At 57.3% G+C, this 21397-nt stretch carries 18 protein-coding genes; 10 read left to right on the plus strand and 8 right to left on the minus strand.

Translation table 11 applies throughout. The annotated features are described in order from the left end of the window. Positions 1-19: 19 nt before the first annotated feature. Genes rsmB through def form a run of 3 tightly spaced genes read right to left on the minus strand, consistent with a single transcriptional unit; the run spans position 20 to position 2850 of the window. Positions 20-1330 carry a 16S rRNA (cytosine(967)-C(5))-methyltransferase RsmB gene (rsmB, locus tag EYC95_RS03095; RefSeq protein WP_131059051.1) on the minus strand — a complete coding sequence of 437 codons (1311 nt, stop codon included), beginning with the start codon at positions 1328-1330 and terminating at the stop codon, positions 20-22. Beyond that, positions 1327-2286: a methionyl-tRNA formyltransferase gene (fmt, locus tag EYC95_RS03100; RefSeq protein WP_131059052.1), complete on the minus strand. Its 960-nt coding sequence runs from the start codon at positions 2284-2286 to the stop codon at positions 1327-1329. Before fmt ends, rsmB begins: the two co-directional genes overlap by 4 nt. 57 nt (positions 2287-2343) lie before the next feature. Then, positions 2344-2850: a peptide deformylase gene (def, locus tag EYC95_RS03105; RefSeq protein WP_131059053.1), complete on the minus strand. Its 507-nt coding sequence runs from the start codon at positions 2848-2850 to the stop codon at positions 2344-2346. A gap of 167 nt (positions 2851-3017) precedes the next feature. On the opposite strand from def, the gene EYC95_RS03110 reads away from it, so the two are divergent. The 3 genes from EYC95_RS03110 (at position 3018) to EYC95_RS03120 (ending at position 5838) form a co-directional block, all read left to right on the plus strand. Next, positions 3018-4043 carry a LysM peptidoglycan-binding domain-containing protein gene (locus EYC95_RS03110; RefSeq protein ID WP_131059054.1) on the plus strand — a complete coding sequence of 342 codons (1026 nt, stop codon included), beginning with the start codon at positions 3018-3020 and terminating at the stop codon, positions 4041-4043. A 79-nt stretch (positions 4044-4122) separates the two neighbouring features. Then, a complete protein-coding gene (gene dprA / locus EYC95_RS03115; RefSeq protein ID WP_131059055.1) occupies positions 4123-5226 on the plus strand; it encodes a DNA-processing protein DprA in 1104 nt (367 codons plus the stop codon). 54 nt (positions 5227-5280) lie between these two features. Beyond that, positions 5281-5838, plus strand: a complete 558-nt coding sequence (locus EYC95_RS03120; protein WP_131059056.1) for an L-threonylcarbamoyladenylate synthase — start codon at positions 5281-5283, stop codon at positions 5836-5838. A gap of 114 nt (positions 5839-5952) precedes the next feature. Here the strand turns inward: EYC95_RS03120 and EYC95_RS03125 are convergent, their stop codons facing one another. Continuing rightward, complete coding sequence (locus tag EYC95_RS03125) at positions 5953-6930, minus strand: NADPH:quinone reductase (RefSeq protein WP_131059057.1); 978 nt, start codon at positions 6928-6930, stop codon at positions 5953-5955. Positions 6931-7086: 156 nt separating this feature from the next. On the opposite strand from EYC95_RS03125, the gene hemF reads away from it, so the two are divergent. Together hemF and aroE are read left to right on the plus strand one after the other, a co-directional pair. Continuing rightward, positions 7087-8001 (plus strand): oxygen-dependent coproporphyrinogen oxidase, encoded by a 915-nt coding sequence (gene hemF, locus EYC95_RS03130; RefSeq protein ID WP_131059058.1) that lies wholly within the window; start codon positions 7087-7089, stop codon positions 7999-8001. An 11-nt stretch (positions 8002-8012) separates the two neighbouring features. After that, positions 8013-8834, plus strand: a complete 822-nt coding sequence (gene aroE, locus EYC95_RS03135) for a shikimate dehydrogenase (RefSeq protein WP_131059059.1) — start codon at positions 8013-8015, stop codon at positions 8832-8834. Positions 8835-8943: 109 nt separating this feature from the next. On the opposite strand, the gene EYC95_RS03140 is transcribed toward aroE, so the two are convergent. From EYC95_RS03140 to betC, 3 genes are all read right to left on the minus strand, one after another. Beyond that, positions 8944-10512 (minus strand): SulP family inorganic anion transporter, encoded by a 1569-nt coding sequence (locus EYC95_RS03140; protein WP_131059060.1) that lies wholly within the window; start codon positions 10510-10512, stop codon positions 8944-8946. A gap of 158 nt (positions 10513-10670) precedes the next feature. Further along, positions 10671-11591 carry a choline ABC transporter substrate-binding protein gene (gene choX, locus EYC95_RS03145; protein ID WP_131059061.1) on the minus strand — a complete coding sequence of 307 codons (921 nt, stop codon included), beginning with the start codon at positions 11589-11591 and terminating at the stop codon, positions 10671-10673. Positions 11592-11607: 16 nt separating this feature from the next. Next, a complete protein-coding gene (gene betC, locus EYC95_RS03150) occupies positions 11608-13122 on the minus strand; it encodes a choline-sulfatase (protein WP_131059062.1) in 1515 nt (504 codons plus the stop codon). A gap of 114 nt (positions 13123-13236) precedes the next feature. On the opposite strand from betC, the gene EYC95_RS03155 reads away from it, so the two are divergent. From EYC95_RS03155 to EYC95_RS03175, 5 genes are all read left to right on the plus strand, one after another. Next, positions 13237-14187: a LysR family transcriptional regulator gene (locus tag EYC95_RS03155; RefSeq protein WP_131059063.1), complete on the plus strand. Its 951-nt coding sequence runs from the start codon at positions 13237-13239 to the stop codon at positions 14185-14187. Positions 14188-14454: 267 nt separating this feature from the next. Continuing rightward, positions 14455-17004, plus strand: a complete 2550-nt coding sequence (locus EYC95_RS03160; protein ID WP_131059064.1) for a pyridoxal-phosphate dependent enzyme — start codon at positions 14455-14457, stop codon at positions 17002-17004. Between the two features lie 21 nt (positions 17005-17025). Continuing rightward, a complete protein-coding gene (locus tag EYC95_RS03165) occupies positions 17026-18081 on the plus strand; it encodes an iron-containing redox enzyme family protein (RefSeq protein WP_131059065.1) in 1056 nt (351 codons plus the stop codon). Between the two features lie 13 nt (positions 18082-18094). After that, the gene (locus EYC95_RS03170; RefSeq protein WP_165557418.1) at positions 18095-19381 is read left to right on the plus strand and encodes an acetyl-CoA carboxylase biotin carboxylase subunit family protein; all 1287 of its coding nucleotides are present in this window, start codon (positions 18095-18097) and stop codon (positions 19379-19381) included. 12 nt (positions 19382-19393) lie between these two features. Next, a complete protein-coding gene (locus tag EYC95_RS03175; RefSeq protein WP_131059067.1) occupies positions 19394-20620 on the plus strand; it encodes an MFS transporter in 1227 nt (408 codons plus the stop codon). A 47-nt stretch (positions 20621-20667) separates the two neighbouring features. On the opposite strand, the gene EYC95_RS03180 is transcribed toward EYC95_RS03175, so the two are convergent. After that, the gene (locus EYC95_RS03180; RefSeq protein ID WP_131059068.1) at positions 20668-21339 is read right to left on the minus strand and encodes an NAD(P)-dependent oxidoreductase; all 672 of its coding nucleotides are present in this window, start codon (positions 21337-21339) and stop codon (positions 20668-20670) included. Between the last annotated feature and the right edge of the window lie 58 nt (positions 21340-21397).

Consider the following 21397-nt stretch of genomic DNA (forward strand, 5'->3'; position numbering starts at 1 on the left):
GTCACTCCCTTAAAACCGGTTAACCGCGCGCGGCGGCGATCTTGATCAGCTTGGCGTAGTAGAACCCGTCGTGGCCGCCTTCCTGGGCCAGCAACTGGCGACCGTGAGGCTGCTTGATGCCGGCTGCCGTGGCGAGGTCCAGTTCACGAGCGCCCGGCGTGCGAGCGAGGAAGGCTTCGATGACTTCGGTGTTCTCGGTCGGCAGCGTGGAGCAGGTGGCGTAAAGCAGAATCCCGCCCACCTCCAGCGTTATCCACAGGGCATCGAGCAATTCGCCCTGAAGCACCGCGAGTGCGGCGATGTCGTCCGGTTGGCGAGTCAGCTTGATGTCCGGGTGACGACGGATCACGCCGGTGGCCGAGCACGGCGCGTCGAGCAGAATGCGCTGGAACGGTTTGCCGTCCCACCAAGTCGCGGTGTCGCGGCCGTCGGCGGCGAACAGATCGGCGCTCAGGCCCAGGCGTGCAAGGTTCTCGCGCACTCGCACCAGACGCTTGGCTTCCAGATCCACCGCCACGACGCCCGCCAGTTTTGGCTCGGCTTCGAGGATGTGGCAGGTCTTGCCGCCCGGTGCACAGCAGGCGTCCAGCACCCGTTGGCCCGGCGCCAGGTCGAGCAGGTCGGCGGCCAGTTGCGCCGCTTCGTCCTGAACGCTGATCCAGCCTTCGGCGAAACCCGGCAGGCTGCGCACGTCGGCCGGCGCTTCGAGGATGATGCCGTCCTGACTGTAAACGCATGGCGTGGCGGCGATGCCGGCCTCAGTCAGTAACCCGAGGTAAGCGTCGCGAGTGTGATGACGGCGGTTCACCCGCAGAATCATCGGCGGGTGCGCATTGTTCGCTGTGCAGATGGCTTCCCACTGCTCAGGCCAGAACGCCTTGAGGGATTTTTGCAGCCAGCGCGGATGCGCGGTGCGCACCACCGGGTCGTGTTCCAGCTCGGTCAGCAGTGCTTCGCTTTCACGCTGGGCGCGGCGCAAAACAGCATTCAACAATGCCTTGGCCCAGGGCTTTTTCAGCTTGTCAGCGCATCCGACGGTTTCGCCGATGGCGGCGTGGGCCGGGACGCGGGTGTAAAGCAGTTGGTAGAGGCCTACCAGCAGCAGCGCCTCGACATCGGCGTCCGCTGCCTTGAATGGCTTCTGCAGCAACTTGGCCGCCAGTGCCGACAGACGGGGTTGCCAGCGAGCCGTGCCGAACGCCAGGTCCTGGGTGAAACCGCGATCACGGTCTTCAACCTTGTCCATTTGTGTCGGCAGAGAACTGTTGAGTGAGGCTTTTCCGTTAAGAACAGCAGCGAGTGCCTTGGCGGCGGCCAGACGTGGATTCATTGAGCGTCCGCCGCTTGACCAAGCACGGTGCCGACGGCGAATTTCTCACGACGGCTGTTGAACAAGTCGCTGAAGTTCAGCGCCTTGCCGCCGGGCAATTGCAGACGAGTCAGGCACAGGGCTTGCGCACCACAGGCGACGATCAAGCCGTCCTTGCTGGCGCTGAGGATTTGCCCCGGTGCGCCCTGCCCTTCGGCGAGGCTCGCGGCCAGCACTTTCAGCGCTTCACCGGTCAGCGTGCTGTGGCAGATCGGCCACGGATTGAAGGCGCGGACCAGGCGTTCCAGCTCTATCGCCGGACGGCTCCAGTCGATGCGCGCTTCGTCTTTGTTCAATTTGTGAGCATACGTGGCGAGGCTGTCGTCCTGCACCTCGCCTTCCAGCGTTCCGGCGGCGAGGCCGGCAATCGCCTGAATCACGGCCGGTGGGCCCATTTCGGCGAGACGGTCGTGGAGGCTGCCGCCGGTGTCTTCGCCGGTAATCGGCGTGGTGACTTTCAGCAGCATCGGCCCGGTGTCGAGGCCCAGTTCCATGCGCATCACGGTCACGCCGCTTTCGCTGTCGCCCGCTTCAACGGCACGCTGAATCGGCGCCGCGCCGCGCCAGCGTGGCAGCAACGAGGCGTGGCTGTTGATGCAGCCCAGGCGCGGAATATCCAGCACCACTTGCGGCAGGATCAGGCCGTACGCGACCACCACCAACAAATCCGGCTTGAGCGCGGCCAGTTCAGCCTGAGCGTCTTCGTTGCGCAGCGTCGACGGTTGCAGCACCGCAATGGAGTTTTCCAACGCCAGTTGCTTGACCGGGCTCGGCATCAGCTTTTGCCCACGGCCCGCCGGACGGTCCGGCTGGGTGTAAACCGCGACGATCTCGTAAGGGCTGTCGAGCAGGGCCTTTAGGTGTTCGGCGGCGAATTCCGGGGTGCCGGCAAAGACGATGCGCAGTGGCTCAGTCATGGGAGCAATCTCTGAAAAGAAAAAGGCTTGCCGCAGCAAGCCTTTGAAAGAAGGGCATCAAGCGTTCTGGCGATGGAGCTTTTCCAGTTTCTTCTTGATTCGGTCGCGTTTGAGGCTGGACAGGTAGTCGACGAACAATTTGCCGTTGAGGTGGTCGCATTCGTGCTGGATGCACACGGCGAGCAAGCCTTCGGCGATCAGTTCGTAGGGCTTGCCGTCGCGGTCCAGAGCCTTGACCTTGACCTTCTGCGGGCGATCGACGTTTTCGTAGAAGCCCGGCACCGAGAGGCAGCCTTCCTGGTATTGCTCCATCTCGTCGGTCAGGGATTCAAACTCCGGGTTGATGAACACCCGTGGTTCGCTGCGGTCTTCGGAGAGGTCCATCACGACGATACGTTTATGCACGTTGACCTGGGTCGCGGCGAGGCCGATGCCTGGCGCTTCATACATTGTTTCAAACATGTCATCGACCAACTGACGCACTTCGTCGTCCACTACGGCCACAGGTTTGGCGATAGTGCGCAGGCGCGAGTCGGGGAATTCGAGGATGTCTAAAATGGCCATAAGCTTGATTGCTGCACGTGTGAGGTAAAGTCGGGCGATGGCCTGGCGGGTCCGAAGATGCCGGCTACCGTTGTGAAGCGTAGCTCCCTTTTCTTTTCAGAAACGAGGAGCGAGCCACGAGGGCTCTGGCGTTTCACGCGAACGCACATAATAAAGGGATTCACCGCATGAGGAAATCACTACTCGCCTTGCTCCTTCTGGCCTCGGCCGGTTTGGCGCACGGGCAAGTGCAACTCAAGGAAGGTTTTCCACAGCAATACACAGTGGTGGCGGGTGACACACTCTGGGACATTTCGGGAAAATTCCTCCGGGAGCCGTGGAAGTGGCCAGAGCTTTGGCAGGCCAATCCACAGATTGAAAACCCCAATCTCATCTACCCTGGCGACTCGTTGTCGCTGGTCTACGTCAACGGCCAGCCGCGCCTGACCCTCAATCGCGGGGCTTCGCGCGGCACCATCAAGCTCTCGCCACGGGTGCGCAGCAGCCCGGTGGCCGATGCGATCCCGAGCATTCCGCTGCAATCGATCAACAGCTTTTTGCTGAGCAACCGCATCGTCGACAAGGTCGAGGACTTCGACAAGGCGCCTTACATTGTCGCTGGCGATGCCGAACGCGTGCTCAGCGGCACCGGTGACCGTATTTTCGCCCGTGGCCATTTCGATCCGAACCAGCCGGTGTACGGGATCTTCCGTCAGGGCAAGGTTTATACCGATCCTGACAGCAAAGAGTTTTTGGGCATCAATGCCGATGACATCGGCGGTGGCGAGATTGTGGCCACCGAAGGCGACGTCGCCACGTTGGCGCTGCAACGCACGACTCAGGAAGTCCGTCTCGGCGACCGTTTGTTCAGCGGCGAAGAGCGATCCATCAACTCGACCTTCATGCCCAGTGCGCCAAAAACCCAGATCAACGGCTTGATCATCGATGTGCCGCGCGGGGTTACCCAGATCGGCGCGCTGGACGTCGTCACCCTGAACAAGGGTCAACGCGATGGCCTGGCTGAAGGCAACGTGCTGGTGGTGATGAAAACCGGTGAAACCGTGCGTGACCGGATCACCGGCCAACCGCTGAAAATTCCCGATGAGCGTGCCGGTTTGCTGATGGTTTTCCGTACTTACGACAAACTCAGTTATGGGTTGGTACTCCACGCTTCGCGCTCGCTGGCCGTCATGGACAAAGTGCGAAACCCTTAGCCTGCTCCACAAGTTACCAACAGAGTTATCCACAGCTTATTCCCGTTTGAACGGGGCTCATAACGATCAAGGATGATCCATGTCGCTGTCTGCTGTCACACCGGTTTCCCCTGCGGAACTGGAAGCTCGTCTACGTCTGCATCGGTTGCCGGAACTCGGCCCGGCGCGTTTCAAGAAATTGCTCGAGGCCTTCGGCTCGGCGTCAAAAGCCATCAGCGCCCCCGCCAGCGCCTGGCGTTCGCTGGGTTTGCCGCTGGCGTGCGCCGAGGCCCGACGCACCAATGAAGTGCGCGATGGCGCGAGCCACGCATTGGCCTGGCTAGAGCGTCCGGGCCAGCATTTACTGATGTGGGACCAACCTGAGTACCCGGCGCTGCTGGCGGAAATCAGTGATGCGCCGCCGCTGTTATTTGTGGCAGGCGATCCCGGCATCCTGGAAAAACCGCAATTGGCGATGGTCGGCAGTCGTCGCGCCTCGCGGCCGGGCATGGACACCGCAGCTGCGTTTTCGCGCAGCCTGGCCAGCGCCGGTTTCGTCATCACCAGCGGTCTGGCGCTGGGCATCGATGCAGCTGCGCATCAAGCTGCGCTGGACGTCGGCGGGCGAACGGTGGGGGTACTTGGCACGGGACTTGAAAAGTTTTATCCACAGCGCAATCGGCGGCTGGCCGATGCCATGATCGCGACGGGCAGCGCGGTGCTTTCCGAGTTCCCGCTGGACGCCGGCCCCAGCGCAGGCAACTTTCCTCGGCGTAACCGGATCATTAGCGGTTTATCCCTCGGCGTGCTGGTGGTCGAGGCGAGTGTCGCCAGCGGGTCTTTGATCACGGCGAGACTGGCGGCGGAACAAGGGCGCGAGGTCTACGCGATTCCAGGGTCGATCCATCACCCAGGCGCCAAGGGGTGTCATCAATTGATCCGCGACGGGGCAATGCTGGTGGAAACCATCGAGCATATCCTCGAAGCCTTGCGCGGCTGGCAACGGTTGCCGTTATCCACAGAGACGCTGCAAGCACCCACTCATCCACTCCTCATGTTGCTTCACGCCGCGCCCCACACCAGTGAAGCACTGTCGGTCAGCAGTGGCTGGGCCTTGTCCAAAGTCCTGGCAGCGCTGACGGAACTGGAAATGGGGGGTCAGGCCGTGTGCGAAAGCGGGCGCTGGTTTGCGCGGGTGAGCTAGGTTTTATAAGGAAGATCGGTAAACTGCGCAGAGCCTTATTCCGGAGAGTTTTTCATGGTCAACAATTGGCGTGTGCAACAAGCCGCACAAGCCGTTCGCTCAGGGGCGGTGATTGCCTATCCAACCGAAGCGGTCTGGGGCCTGGGTTGCGATCCGTGGGACGAAGGCGCGGTTTCTCGTCTGCTGATGATCAAGGGCCGGTCCATGGAAAAGGGCCTGATTCTGGTGGCCGACAATATTCGTCAGTTCGACTTCCTGTTCGAAGACTTTCCCGAACTGTGGATGGACCGCATGGCCAGCACTTGGCCGGGGCCGAATACCTGGCTGGTGCCGCATCAGAATTTGTTGCCCCTGTGGATTACGGGTGTGCATGAAACGGTGGCGCTGCGCGTTAGCGACCACCCGCAGGTGCGGGATTTGTGTGCGATGGTGGGGCCGTTGGTGTCGACCTCGGCTAATCCTCAAGGGCGGCCGGCGGCAAGGACGCGGATTCGCGTCGAGCAGTATTTCCGTGGGCAGGTGGATTTTATCCTCGGCGGTAACCTTGGCGGGCGCAAAAATCCGAGTGTGATTCGCGATCTCGCGACCGGGAATGTCATTCGCCCGGATTGAGACCGCGTCATCGTTCTTCGCGGGCAAGCCTCGCTCCTACAGAACCACGGTCGGACACAAATTATGTGAACAACCGTGGTTCTGTAGGAGCGAGGCTTGCCCGCGAAGGCGTTCTCAAGGCAACAAAACAGTCGAACCCGTAGTACGCCGCGCCGACAACTCGGTCTGCGCCTTCGCCGCTTCAGCCAATGGGTACTTCTGGCTGATGTCCACCGTAAGCTTGCCGCTGATGATCATCTCAAACAGCTCATCCGCCATACGCTGCAGGTTTTCCGCATTGTTCGCATAAGTCGCGAGTGTCGGCCGGGTCACGTACAACGAACCCTTCGCCGACAATATCCCCAGGTTCACCCCGTCCACTGCGCCAGAGGCATTGCCGAAGCTCACCACCAGCCCCCGTGGTGCCGCGCTATCGAGCGACGTCAGCCAGGTGTCTTTGCCAACCCCGTCGTACACCACCGGGACTTTTTTGCCGTCAGTCAATTCCAGTACGCGTTGTGCGACGTTTTCGTGGCTGTAGTCGATGGTCGCCCAGGCACCGTTGGCCTTGGCCAGCGCGGCTTTCTCCGGTGAACTGACCGTGCCGATCAACTTCACGCCCAAGGCCTTGGCCCATTGGCAGGCCAGGGATCCGACACCGCCTGCGGCAGCGTGGAACAGGATGGTTTCGCCACCCTTGAGTTCATACGTCTGACGCAGCAGGTACTGCACGGTCAGGCCCTTGAGCATCACCCCGGCAGCCTGTTCGAAGCTGATGGCGTCCGGCAGGTGCACCAGATTGGCCTCCGGCAACACGTGAATGTCGCTGTAGGCGCCCAACGGTCCACTGCCGTAAGCCACGCGATCACCGACCTTGAAGCGGGTGACTTGGCTGCCCACTGCCTCGACCACGCCCGCACCTTCCGAACCCACGCCCGATGGCAGGGCGGGCGGCGGATAGAGACCGCTTCGGTAGTAGGTGTCGATGAAGTTGAGGCCGATGGCCTTGTTGGTCACGCGAACCTGCTGCGGGCCGGGCTCGGCGGGTTGATAGTCGACATGCTCAAGTACTTCGGGGCCGCCATGGGCGCGGAACTGGATACGCTTTGCCATCAGAACTCTCCTTAGGTCAATTTGCGAAGCTCCCTATCGGACTCCTAAGCTTGATCTTCGTCAACTGCGGCGGGGCAAGGTGCAGTGTTATCCTACGCAGCAATTTGCCGCCGGCCGTTAAACGCCGCGCAGCTTTGCCCGATTCAAGGTGATGACATGACGACCCGCACCGAGGCCGTAAAAGCCTACCTGCTCGACCTGCAAGACCGTATTTGCGCTGCCCTGGAAGCTGAAGACGGTGGCACGCAATTCGTCGAAGACGCCTGGACCCGGCCTGCCGGTGGTGGCGGTCGCACGCGAGTGATCGAAAACGGCTCTGTGATCGAAAAGGGTGGCGTCAACTTTTCCCACGTCTTTGGCAGCGGTCTCCCACCGTCCGCCAGCGCTCACCGCCCCGAATTGGCTGGCCGAGGCTTCGAAGCCCTGGGCGTGTCGCTGGTGATTCACCCACACAACCCGCAGGTGCCGACTTCCCACGCCAATGTGCGCTTTTTCATCGCTGAAAAAGAAGGCGAAGAACCGGTCTGGTGGTTCGGCGGCGGTTTCGACCTGACCCCTTATTACGGCAATGAAGAAGACTGCGTGCACTGGCACCGCGTCGCCGAACAGGCCTGCGCGCCGTTCGGACCGGATGTCTACCCGCGTTACAAAGCCTGGTGCGACACTTACTTCCATATCAAGCATCGCCACGAACCGCGGGGCATCGGCGGTCTGTTTTTTGATGACTTGAATGAGTGGGACTTCGACACCAGCTTCGCTTTCATGCGCGCCATCGGTGACGCCTACATCGAGGCGTACCTGCCGATCGTGCAGCGTCGCAAGAATGACGCGTTCACCGCCAAACAGCGTGAGTTCCAGGAATTCCGCCGTGGTCGCTACGTTGAGTTCAACCTGGTTTACGACCGCGGCACGTTGTTCGGCCTGCAATCGGGCGGGCGTACCGAGTCGATCCTCATGTCCCTGCCCCCGCAAGTCCGCTGGGGCTACGACTGGAAGGCCGAGCCGGGCAGCGAAGAAGCACGCCTGACTGAATACTTCCTGCAAGACCGCGATTGGTTGGCCAAGGCCTGAGAGGAATCCTGATGGATCGTTACGTCGTATTCGGTAACCCGATTGGCCACAGCAAATCGCCGCTGATCCATCGCTTGTTCGCCGAGCAGACCGCTCAGCAACTGGACTACAGCACCTCGCTGGCGCCACTCGACGGCTTTTCCGACTTCGCCCGAGCGTTTTTCTCCGAAGGTCGCGGGGCGAATGTGACGGTGCCGTTCAAGGAAGAAGCCTATCGCCTGGCTGACAGTCTGACAGAGCGTGCGCAGCGGGCCGGTGCGGTCAACACCTTGAGCAAACTCGCCGATGGCAGTTTGCTGGGCGACAACACCGACGGCGCAGGGCTGGTGCGGGACCTGACGGTTAACGCCGGTTTCAGCCTCAAGGGCAAACGTATCCTGCTGCTCGGTGCCGGCGGCGCGGTCCGTGGTGCGCTGGAACCGTTGCTGGCCGAGTTGCCGGAATCGGTGATCATTGCCAACCGCACGGTGGAGAAAGCCGAACTGCTGGCGGAGTTGTTCGCTGACCTCGGGCCGGTGTCGGCCAGCGGTTTTGACTGGCTGCGGGAATCGGTAGACCTGATCATCAACGCGACGTCGGCGAGCTTGTCAGGCGATGTACCGCCGATTGCCAGCAGCCTGATCGAACCGGGCAAGACGGTGTGCTACGACATGATGTACGGCAAGGAGCCGACCTCGTTCTGCCGTTGGGCCAGTGAGCACGGCGCGGCGTTGTCGATGGATGGGTTGGGAATGCTCGCTGAACAAGCGGCGGAAGCGTTCTTCCTGTGGCGCGGTGTGCGGCCGGACACGGCGCCGGTATTGGCAGAACTCCGCCGCCAGCTCGCCGCATAAACTGTAGGAGCGAGCGGTGCGGCGGTCCGACTTGCCCGCGAAGGCGTCCTCAAGTACGCCAAAAGCTTCGCGGGCAAGCCTCGCTCCTACAGGGTTCAATCCTCAATCCTCAATCCTCAAACCGGATCGGGCATTTCTCCGCGCCTTCAAGCTTGCGCAACTCTTCCACCACCTGCGGCCGTGCGCGCCGCAAGGTCAGGCTGCGATCCTGTTTGAGCAACCGCCGCGCTTCCTGATGCAGCATTTCCACACCTGAATAGTCGATAAAGTTGATCTGCTGCGCCTCGATCACCACGCGCGCGCCGTGCATCCGTTGCAGGCGCACTTGCAGGTAATGGCTGGCGCCGAAAAAGATCGAACCGCCGACCCGCAGAATGTCTTCATCGCCTTCGCGCCAATGCTGCACCCGCGGTTGCGAAGTTCGCTTGAGGTAAAAGAACAGCGAAGCCAAGACCCCGGCATAGATCGCGGTCTGCAACTCCAGCAACAGCGTGGCGACGCAGGTCAGCGCCATGACCAGGAACTCGGCGCGACTGACCCTCCACAACGCGCGAATACCCCGATGGTCCACCAATCCCCAAGCGATCAACAAAATGCTGCCGGCCATGGCCGGGATCGGAATGTGCGCAATCAACTTCGCGCCGAAGATCGCAAACAACGCCACCCACACCGCCGAAAAAACGCCGGCCATCGGTGAGCAGGCGCCCGCTTCGTAGCTCAGGCCCGAGCGGGTGAACGAACCGGCTGACAGCGAGCCAGAGAAAAACGCCCCGACCATGTTCGAAAAACCCTGGGCACGGACTTCCTGATTGGCGTCGAGCAATTGCTGTGACCGCGCCGACAAGGAACGGGCAATTGACAGGCTCGTCACCAGTCCGAGCATCCCCACCGCCACGGCGCTGGGCAGCAGGCGCAGGATCAGATCAAGGTCCAGCGGCAGCGGACTGAAGGGCGGCAACCGCCCGACAAACGCACTGACCAACTTCACATGGCCAAACATCGACGGCCAGAACCACACCAGCAGCCCGCTCAGCACCAAGGTGATTAACAGCGTCGGCCAGCGTGGCAGCAGTAATTTCAGGATCACGCCCACCACAACGGTGGCCAGCCCCAGCACCAGCGAAGGTTTATCCACTTCGCCGAGATGTCTGAACACCATCAAAAAGCTGTCCAGTGCGGTGGACTGATTGGGCAGGTCCAGCCCCAGCAGGTTAGGCAGTTGGCCGATGGCGATCACCACCGCCGCGCCGAGAGTGAAGCCCAGCACCACCGAGTGCGAAACGAAATTCACCAGGGCGCCAAAGCGCAGCAAACCGAGCAGCCACTGGAAAATCCCGGCGAGCAGCGTCAGCAGCAGGATCAGGGTGACGTAGTCCTCTGACGCGGGAACCGCCAGAGGGCTGACACTCGCGTACAGGACGATGGAAATCGCCGCCGTAGGACCGCAGATCAAATGCCACGACGAACCCCATAGGCAAGCGATCAGCACCGGGATGATTGCGGCGTACAGGCCGTATTCCGGCGGGAGACCGGCGATCAGGGCGTAGGCAATGGATTGTGGCAGCGCAAGAATGGCGCCGCTGAGGCCAACGATCAGGTCACGACCGACGCTGGCACGGGTTTGCCGGGGCAACCAGGAAAGGAAGGGGAAGAGTGAATGGCGGCTGGGGAAGGCCATGGGTCCTCTCGGTTGAGAATTTTGCGCAAGGGTATCAGGACAGACGACGATCCTTCCCCCTGTAGGAGCGAGGCTTGCCCGCGAAGAACGATAACGCGGTTTTTCTAAAGAACCGCGTTATCGTTCTTCGCGGGCAAGCCTCGCTCCTACAGGGTTGGTTAAAGTTTGGCTTTTACTGCCGGCAACGCATCCTTCCCATCCACGGTCTTCACGCCATCCAGCCATTTATCCAGTACGGCGGGATTCGCCTTGATCCACGCCTTGGCCGCATCGGCATTGCTGACTTTCTTGTTCACCACCTCGGCCATGATGCTGTTCTCCATCTCCTGGGTGAAACTCAGGTTGGTGAGCAGCTTGCCAACGTTCGGACAGGCCTGTGCATAACCTTTGCGGGTGAGTGTATAAACGCTGCCGGTGTCGCCAAAGTACTTCTCGCCGCCCTTCAGGTAATGCATTTTCAATTGCACGTTCATCGGGTGCGGCGTCCAGCCGAGGAAGGTCACGAACTTCTGTTTCTTCACCGCGCGGGACACTTCAGCCAGCATGGCCTGCTCGCTGGACTCGACCAGTTTCCACTGACCCATGTCGAAGTCGTTCTTCTTGATGATCTCTTGCAGCGAGATGTTCGCCGGGGCGCCCGAGCCGATGCCGTAGATTTTCTTGTCGAACTTGTCGGCATATTTGTTCAGGTCGGAAAAGTTATGCACACCCGCGTCCCACACATAATCCGGGACGGCCAGGGTGAATTCGGTGCCGTCGAGGTTCTTCGCCAGTTGCGTGACATCGCCCGTGGCGACGAACTTGTCGTAGAAGCCCTGCTGCGCCGGCATCCAGTTACCCAGGAACACGTCGACCTGGCCATCCTTCAACCCGCCAAAGATGATCGGCACAGCGAGGGTGTCGACCTTGGCCTTGTAGCCCATGCCGTCCAGCAGAAACCCGGTAATGGCGTTGGTCGCGGCGATGTCGCTCCAGCCTGGGTCGGCCATTTTCACCGTGTCGCAACTCTGATCGGCGAACGCCGATGCACTGCCCAGAGCCAGTAGCCCGACCGTCAGTACTGTGGATAACTTTTGCATGAACTTCCCCTTAACATTATTGGTTTTGGCAGGGTTGTGGATAACGTGCTTTACGTTCCAGATCGTCGAGGTCGATGTGGTTGCGCATGTACTGCTGACTGGCGTCCACCAGCGGCTGGTGATCCCAGCTCTTCAACTTGCCGATGGTCAGCGCATCGGCGACGAAACGCCGGCGCCGCTGACTGGCGAGCACTTGTTGGTGAATCGCCGGAATGTCCCATTTGGCCCGTGCTTCGGCCAGAAAATCTTCGAACAATGGCCGATGTTGCGGCGATTGACTGAGTTCTTCCTGTTCGCGCGGATCATTGTGTACATCGAAGAGTAGGCAAGGGTCGTCTTCGCTGTAGATGAATTTGTAAGCACCCCGCCGGATCATCATCAAAGGACTGATGGTGCCTTCGGCCATGTATTCGCCGAAGACTTCGTCGTGACCGCCCTGCCCTTGCAGGTGCGAGACCAGCGAGCGGCCGTCCAGCGGCAACCCCGGCTCCAGTGAACCACCGGCCAGTTCCACAAAGGTGGGCAGCAGGTCGGCGGTGGACACGGCAGCGCTGACTCGGCCAGCCCCGAATTGCCCCGGTGCACTGATCAACAGCGGTACGCGGGCGGCCATTTCGAACCAGTGCATTTTGTACCAGAGGCCACGCTCGCCAAGCATGTCGCCGTGGTCGCCGGAGAAGACAATGATGGTGTCGTCGATCAGCCCGGTTTCTTCGAGTGTTTGCAGGAGTTTGCCGACGTTGCTGTCGATATAGCTGCACGCGCCGAAATACGCGCGTCGAGCGTCGCGAATCTTATCCACAGGCAGCGGCTTGCCCCACAGGTCATACACCTTGAGCAAACGCTGGGAGTGCGGATCGAGTTCGGTTTGCGCCGGGGTTTCGGGCAAAGGGATGTCGGCGTCGTCGTACATATCCCAAAAAGCCTTGGGAATCGTGTACGGATCGTGTGGGTGAGTCATCGACACGGTCAGACAGAACGGCTGATTGCCGTCCTCGCGGATATGATCGAACAGGTATTGCTGGGCCTTGAACACCACCTCTTCGTCGAAATCCAGCTGATTGGTGCGCACGCACGGCCCGGCTTGCAGCACCGAAGACATGTTGTGGAACCAGGTCGGACGCACGTCCGGCTCATCCCAGTTCACAGACCAGCCGTAATCGGCCGGGTAGATGTCGCTGGTCAGGCGTTCTTCATAGCCGTGGAGCTGATCCGGACCACAGAAATGCATCTTGCCCGACAACGCGGTGCGGTAGCCGAGTCGACGCAGGTAGTGGGCATAAGTCGGTACATCGGCAGGAAAATCGGCCGCGTTGTCGTAGGCGCCGATCTTGCTTGGCAACTGTCCGCTGACCAGGGTGAAACGCGAGGGCGCGCACAGTGGGCTGTTGCAATAAGCGGCGTCGAACACCACGCCTTCGGCGGCGAGGCGGCTGAGATTAGGCAGTTTGATGGGCGAAGGACCGTAGAACGGCAACATTGGCGCGGCCATCTGATCGGCCATGATGAAAAGAATATTCTTGCGCTTCATGTGATCGCGGCATTCCATAGTGAATATTTATGCGAGAGTGCTGCGATCGAGCATGTAGCCCAAGCAATTTGTGGTAAAGCCCATGCGCGGCAATGACTAGGATAAGCACAGCTTATGTATGACGCTCTTGGTGATTTGTCTCTGGATTTGCTTCGCGCCTTTGAAGCGGCGGCTCGTCAGCGCAGCTTCACCGCTGCTGCGGTGGAGCTTGGCACCACGCAACCGGCCATCAGTCAGCAGATCAAACGGTTGGAAGAACAACTCGGAACGCGGCTCTTCGACCGTATCTACCGTGGCATCGAATTGACCGAGCCCGGGACAATCCTGTTTGAGCAGGTTCAGCTCGGATTGCAGAATATCAATTCAGGATTGAGCGCGATCAGTGCACAGCACCAACATGAAGTGTTGCAGGTCGCCACCGATTTCGCCTTTGCCGCCTATTGGCTGATGCCGCGCCTGCACCGCTTTCATGCCGCCAATCCTCAAGTGGACGTCAGCCTGGTCACCAGCGAACGCAGCCTCAACATGCTGCGCACCGATATCGATGTGGCAGTGTTGTTTGGTGATGGTCGATTCAAGCAGGGTGAAAGCCATTGGTTGTTCAGCGAAGAAGTATTTCCGGTGTGCAGCCCACTGTTGCTGAAGGACCGCGCCCTGCCCTTGCCGGTCCAATCACTTCTGGAACTCCCGCTGCTGCACCTTCGAGGTGAGAACAGCAGCAACTGGTTCGACTGGAGCGGCGTGTTTCGTGAGTTGGGGATTGCTTCGGCACCCGCGCCAGGGCAATTGCGCTTCGACAATTACACGTTGTTGATTCAAGCGGCGATTGGCGGCCAAGGGGTGGCGATTGGCTGGCGACACCTTGTGGATAACTTGCTGGCGCAGGGATTGTTGTGCCGACCGATTGCGCAAACGGTCATTTCCAGGCTCGGCTATTACGTGGTCCTGCCCCAACGAAAACGGCGTGGCGCACTGATTCAACAGTTTGTGGACTGGCTGATGGCTGAGCAGGCCAGCAGTGCGCAATCGCTGAATGGCTTACCGTTGCCGTCGATTGCGGTGTAGTCCCAGTTTCGTTTAAAAGTTACAAATTTCCACAGATTCTTAACTGATAGCTACATGAGCGTTCCTAATATATTAATTATTTTCCGAAATATTAATTAGCGAGAAGCGCTGTACAGCCCCGTAATGATGGGGTGTTAGGAATCGACCTACAGAACTTTCTAAATGAGTAAAGAATAAAATTATTGTGACTGAGTTTTTTGTATGCGATTGTTTTTAGGCGATAGTTAGTGGGCGCGACTTTGCGTCTAATTACAAGGAATGTAAGCTATGAACGATCTGACGCGTACGCATTCAAGTGATCAATATCAAAAGTTTGCCAATGAGGTAGAGCAGGATGCTCTCTTCATAAGAGAGCTCGCTTTACACACTCCGTTGATAAGACTCCCTTGGCTTAGCACTGCGACACGCTCTGTCTGGGCGAAACTTGAGTGTAATCAGCTCACCAACTCGTTCAAGATTCGGGGTGCTTACAATGCAATTCGAAAACTATCTCCAGATACTCCTCTGTTCACCGCTTCTGCCGGCAATCACGGGTTGGCAGTTTCCTATGTGGCGCAGCACCTGAAGCGAACCTGTACTGTCTTTGTGCCTGCTAACGCATCAGAGCTGAAACTGCGAAGGCTGGTTGATAGCGGTGCGCATGTCGAGGCTGCGGGAAAAGACCTTTTCGAGGCTTGCGAGATCGCCAGGAAGCAGGCAGCTCAGCAAGCAGGCGCTTTTATATCTCCGTTTTCGCATGCTGACGTCATAAAGGGACAGGGCAGCTTGGCAACCGAGATACTGGAAGAGGCCGTAATTGAGTTCGATAACATAATTGTTCCACTTGGCGGCGGCGGCCTGTTGGCAGGTGTCGGCGCGGTGTTCAAGGCACGCAGCCCCTATACACGTGTATTGACTGTCCATCCAAAAATATTCAACAGGGATCTGGAAGAAGGTTCGTTAGACGCGTTGAAAAAAGGAGTCTATCCGACAATTGCTGATGGCTTGGCGGTGCAGCACACAGACGATGATGTGGCTTTGCGCGACTTTATCCTGCCTTTGATTACTTCGAATATCGCCGTGGCGGAGCACGATGTCGAACGGGCCATCGTGGCGTTGTTGCACAATGAAGGTGTCTTGTCCGAGGGCGCCGGCGCCATCTCATTAGCGCCATTGCTTGCCGATCCTCAAGGAAAGGTTATTAAAGGCAACACGCTGGTTATCATCAGTGGAGGGAATATATCGACTTCGGTATTGATGAAGTGTATTGCGACCCATGAAAAGGATAGTGCGTCTGCCACATTGCTTGGCCACCAGTCGGCCAAGTTGATCGCCGAGACGCAGCGAAACATACCGGCCAGTCTTGAGATGACGCGAGAGTATCCGCAGGACGTTATCGTCACCGAGAGCAAGCATTTCTGGTTCGACATGCTCGATCAGTTGGCGCTCAAGTTCGAGAAGCTGCTGACTGACGTTCAGCGGCATCAAGAGTTTGCGACGCTGGAGGGACTTTCACTTGAGCAAGACAGTATTAACTATGTGCTGAACCGTACCCGCACGACGCTGGCCCGCTTGAATGATATCAATGGACAAGGGTTGTCTCACTCCTCGGCCAGCCATCGTTATCGTTTGATTATCCAGGAGTACGCCTTTTTGCGTAACAGTCTGGCGTGGTGCAGCGCCAGCAACGATCAAAGCGATTGTGTAATGTTTTTCGATCCACAGGAAAACAGTGATTCGGCGGTCAATTATGATCGGTATGGTTCAATGCTGCTGCGGGAGGTGGAAATCAATCTATTACAGAGTCTAGGATTCAGTAACACGAAGAACGACTTGTTGTTAGTGTCTTCCGGTCAGGCCGCCTATACGGTGATTGAAAGCTTCCTGTTGGGAAGTGTTTTTCAGCCGGGCACCAAGGTTGTCACGTCTCCCTATATCTACTTCGAAGCACTGGAGCAACTGGAACGTCTGCAGCACATTGAACTGATCCGATCCGACTCATGGGAACTGGATGCACTAGTTGCGTTGATCAATAGCTCGGATGCCAGCGTTATATTCCTCGACCCACTAGCCAATCTTGGCGCCATGAACATCCTGGACCTGAAAACCTTAGCCAGCAAAATGGTGATACATGACTGGCGGCATAAATGGCTGGTGATAGACGGCACAATGGTGTCTGGTGGTATCGATGTTTTCGAGGTGTTTTCTGCGCGAAACCATCCAACCGTTCTCTACTACGAGAGTGGCAGTAAGTACCTACAGTTCGGTTTAGACATGCAGATGGCGGGCGTAGTGGTAAGCACCAAGGCCCACATTGCCAGTTTGGCAACTCATCGCAGAAATACGGGGGGCGTAATGTACCAGTCCGCGGTCACCAAATTCCCTGAATATGACCGCCAGATGTACCTGAGCAGAATGCGACTGTTGAGCCGAAACGCCCAGATGTTTACTCAAGGCCTGCATGATAACGACTATCTGATGGCCCGAATTGATCTTGCCTATCCCTGGGGCTGGCGCGAACTTGGCTGGCAGCACGGTGGTGGTGTCGTTGCTATTTCGATGAAGGCCCCCGGTCTTAATAATCGTGCTTGTCTGGATGGCTTTATTGGTTTGTTACTGCAGCGTTGTCGTGAAAATCATATTCCTATGACCAAGGGAGTGAGTTTTGGATTTTCCATTACTCGCGTGTCTGCCGCAGCGGCGATGGCTGACAACATGCCTCCGTTTCTGCGCTTCTCCCTCGGAGAGGAAAGTACTAAGCACATGCAAAAACTGGTGAATACAGTAGTCCTTACCTTAAGCGATTTCTTGAGTGATTTTGATAACGAAGCTATTTGAGCCTCATCTGGAGACAGGGAAATGTCAGTTTTTGAAAGTGTGGAGTTCACGGCCAAGCGGGTTGCCGGTGTCACCGGAGTTTATAAAAATAAATTGCTGGATAACTTACAAAAACGCTTGGCACGGCACGTTGCCGGTGATGAGGCAGCTATCGAGAGTGATGAGCAAGCCCTGTTGGCCTTGCTGGAAAGTGAGTTGAATTTGGCGTTCGTCGAACAGTCCACGAAAAGTCTGGCGGCGGTCCATTTTTTGGCGAACGAATTACTTCGCCGTCGCTATCTTTTGCTAGATGACGGGCTGGAAATGTCACCGTTGATGTTTAAAGTTCAGCAACGCATCATGCAAGCACAGCTACAGAGTGATCTGGCGTCGCTGAGAAACGAAAAGCTTCCCTCGACGGAGGAAGAGTTCAAAGAGTGGTTTAATAAAAAGTGTGCAAATTATAAACACTCACCTCACCCTTTGTTTGAATACATTGAGCATGATGCGTCACTGGCAGAGTACCGTAACTTTATCGAGACGGAAGCCGCAGTGCATGTTTCATTTGACGATGTTATCGCGCTTGCACAAATCGGTGTTCGAGGCAGTCCAAAACTGGAGTTTTTTGATAACTTCCAGGACGAGTTGGGAAGCAGTGATCCTGAAAAGTTTCATTTGACAATGTTTGGTCGCTTGGTTTCTGCTTTGGAAATTAATACGGTTCGTCAGAGTGATATTGCCTGGCAGGCAGTGGCGTGCGGCAACTATATGTTATACCTCGCGCATTTCCGGAGTCTTTACCATTACTGCGCCGGTTATCTTGGTTTTTTGGAAGCGTTGACGCCGAAACGGTTCTCCAGCATTGCCAAAGGTGGGGCCCGTCTGGGGTTGTCCGAGCATGTGCTGGCGTATCATTACGACCATTCAGAACTTGACGTCAAACACGCAGAAGGCTGGCTGGATAACATAATTCTTTCAGAAATAAAGGAAAAAGGCGCTGACGTTGCCCGATTGTTTGCCTTGGGTGTTCTATTGCGTGAGCTTGTATCAAAACGCTATTGGGATGCCATTCTCAATACATTCTCAGCTGCCAAATAGCAGGGAGGTTGTGATGACAGGAAGTTTAATATTTGTCGAAGCAAGTCAATCTGGCGCGGGTGAAGTCGCATGCCGTTACGCACACCAGCAAGGGTTTGACGTTATTTTGCTATGCCGCGAACCGAAAGCCTATCCTCGAGCCATCTCTCAACATTGTCAGCTCGTGGTGAAAGTCGATACATCCGACGTCGAGTTAATGGTCGACGCTATTGAATCACTAATGGACCGATCGAAAATACGTGCTGTTACTACAACCAGCGATTTTTTCGTTGTCCAAGCTGCGCAACTGGCCACGCACTATGGGTTGCCGACAAATGAGCCGTCGGTCGTGCAACGATTCAGAAACAAATTTCAGATGCGCGAAGCCATCAATCGTATCGCGCCGTCACTCAACCCTGCGTATAGCTTGGCGAGTCATCTGGAAGAAGCGCTGGCATTTGCTGAAGAGGTTGGATTTCCTTTTATTGCCAAACCGGTTAACGGCAATGACAGTTTGTATGTGAAGAAAATCAATGACCCTGCCGAACTTGAGCGCTATTTGCAGGCCCGCCAGGGCTGGGGGTGTGATGTTTCCGGGCAGGATTTTGAACGTGGCACATTGCTGGAAGCTCTGGTCGGTGGGGAGGAGTTTTGCCTTGATCTACTGAAACCGCTCTATGAAGAATTTATTTTGATGGGTGCATTCAGGAAGACAATCACCAAGGGGGATGGAACTAACTTTATAAAAATAGGTGCCAGTTTCCCATCCTCTGACGAAGAAACGGTGTTGTTGTTTCGGCATATTGCCCCGCTGCTGAAGCAGTTGGGCTTTGTAGTAGGCGCTGTTAACGTCGACTGCAAAGTCATTGATGGGCAGGTCAAAATTCTGGAAATAAATCCGCGCCTGGTCGGTGATCAGATGGGGAGCCATATGATTGAGCTCGCGACGGGTGAAAACCCGGCTCATGCGATTGTCGAGCTGGCTCAGGGCAAATCCATTGAATGGAAACCTTCCATTAACAGAGGTGTTGCGATCCATCGCGTGACGATGCCCGAGGCCGGTTTTTTTCTGGGGCTTGAAAACGAGCAGGAAATGAGGGGGCACCCTAGTGTCGAGAGTGTTCAGGTGTTGGGTGAAATCAACAAATGGTACGAACCGGCAGCCTCTAACCAAGGAGTCATAGGCTCGATCATCGTCTCTCAGGACTCAGCGGAGCAAGCTATGATTTTGGCCGAATCATTGGCCAAAGCAGCAAAAGTGCGTTTGTCCAAAAGCAGGCATGACGACACCGTACATATCGCTATTTCGTCCTCTAATTAACTGATAAATCACATGATTCGAACCCTGCCTCGAGCGGTACAACTCCAACTGTTGGCGACCTTGCTGAATAGCGCCGGCGGTATCGTCAAACTGTTTATGCCGTTGTACTTCCTTGAAGTGTATGGGTACGAATTTTCTACTATTGCTTGGCTCATGGCGGCCTATGGCGGCGGATGCATTCTCGGAGCTTATGTCGGGGGTGTATTGTCGGAGCGCCTGGATTCGCAATGGGCCACCGGAATTTCCTTACTGCTGAGCGGCATTTTTGCTGCCTCTCTGGCGTTGGCTCCACCCCTTGAACTATTGCTGATCGTGGTACCTCTGGTAGGTGTTTTTGACGGTGCGTTTCGTCCAGCCAATTTGCGTCTGGTGATGGAGGGCTGCCCGCAAGAGCTACAAGTGCGTGTGCAGGGGGTGCATCGGGTGGTGTTCAATCTGGGAGTTGCCCTGGCGGGCGTTCTGGCCGGAGCTTTGGTCGGTTTTGGTTACGGCTACGTGTTTCTAATTCAAGGGTTGCTGAATTTGTTCGGTAGCTTGTTCTTGCTCGGCTATGCCTTGAAACAAACCACCGGTTTATGGCGGCCGGCGGGTATTGAGATAGTGCACAAGGACGCTGGCGGGGATGGAGGGAGCTCCCCTTGGAGAGACGGTTTTTTCCTTGTCTTCATACTTGGCCAATTGCTGGCTTTAGGCATATTCGATCAGATGTACGGTACGTTCGGGATCTTCCTGCGTGAGCACACTGATGCCGGCGCCCCGTGGATTGCCTACTTGTTTTCCATGAATGCACTGCTTGTAGTGGTGCTGCAATTACCCGTGAGTCGAATGATCGAACGACACGGAGTGGTCATCGCCTCGCGCTTGGGAGGTCTGCTACTCAGCGGAGCTTTTCTTATTTTGAACATGGGCAGCCATATCATCTGGGCTGTGTTGACGATGTTAGTACTCACTGCTGCCGAGTTACTGCTGACGCCTGTCTGGACACTGTCGGTTATGAACCGATCCCAAGGGCGTCAAAGAGGCAAATATTTGGGGATATTCAGCGCCGCCTGGTTAGGGCACTCGCTGTATGGTCCTGGTTTGGGAACATGGTTATACGGCGCCTATGGTGGCTTTATTTTGTGGTGGATATGCGCGGGGGCGGGGTTGCTGATGGTCATTCTGCATTACTCGGCTGTCCCACGATTATGGACAGCCCCTGTTACAAGTACGGAGGAACAGGCATCGATTGTTCATTGAGGACTGGAAATGAGCGCGTTACCTGATGCTTGTCCCGGCTCTTTCCTCTATCGCTGTATAGCCTCGGTCGCGACGAAGGTCACGTGTTCGCCGACATGCAGGTTCAACCGCAACTCATCGGCAATCCCGACAGCCACCCGGCTCAACCGCTCAAGTGGTTCAGCGAGGCCCGGCTCCAGGCTGCTGCTGACCTGGCTGAAATGCTCAATGGTCAGCCCGGCCACCCCGCGCGGCGCATTCACCAGCGTCCAGTGCAAGGAGCTGCTTTGCAGGGCTTCTCGAATTTCTTCGGCGGCGTGGCGTTGCAGTCGATCTTCTATTTCCGGATCGTCCAATGCCTCGAAATCGCCCACCAGAAACAACCGGACAATCCCCGAGGCCTGCATGCCATCGATCAGAGCATCCACCGCCAGCACTTGCTCGACCGGGCCGGGGACGATGGATTTTTCCACGTGCTCGCTGTTCATCGGCAACCCTGGTGCATCCAGCAGGCAGATCACCGCCGAACAACCGGCGACACTCTGCTTGACCCGCTCGGCGTCGAACACATCGCCGGTCTTGGTCCGCAATCCCGGGCGCGGTGGGAGCGCCGTCAGGTCATCCAGAATCGCGATCACTTCATGTTGGCGCCGCAGCATTTCAGCCATCAGCGCACTGCCCAGGCTACTCATGGCACCATAAAGCACCACTTTCACCACAGGGGTTTCGGCATTTTTCATGGCTGAGATTCCTTGTTTCCGACGTATATGTCGTGTGACCTGTAGGAATCGGTGAGGG

Source organism: Pseudomonas sp. BGI-2, from assembly GCF_004310295.1.
Taxonomy (GTDB): Bacteria; Pseudomonadota; Gammaproteobacteria; order Pseudomonadales; family Pseudomonadaceae; genus Aquipseudomonas.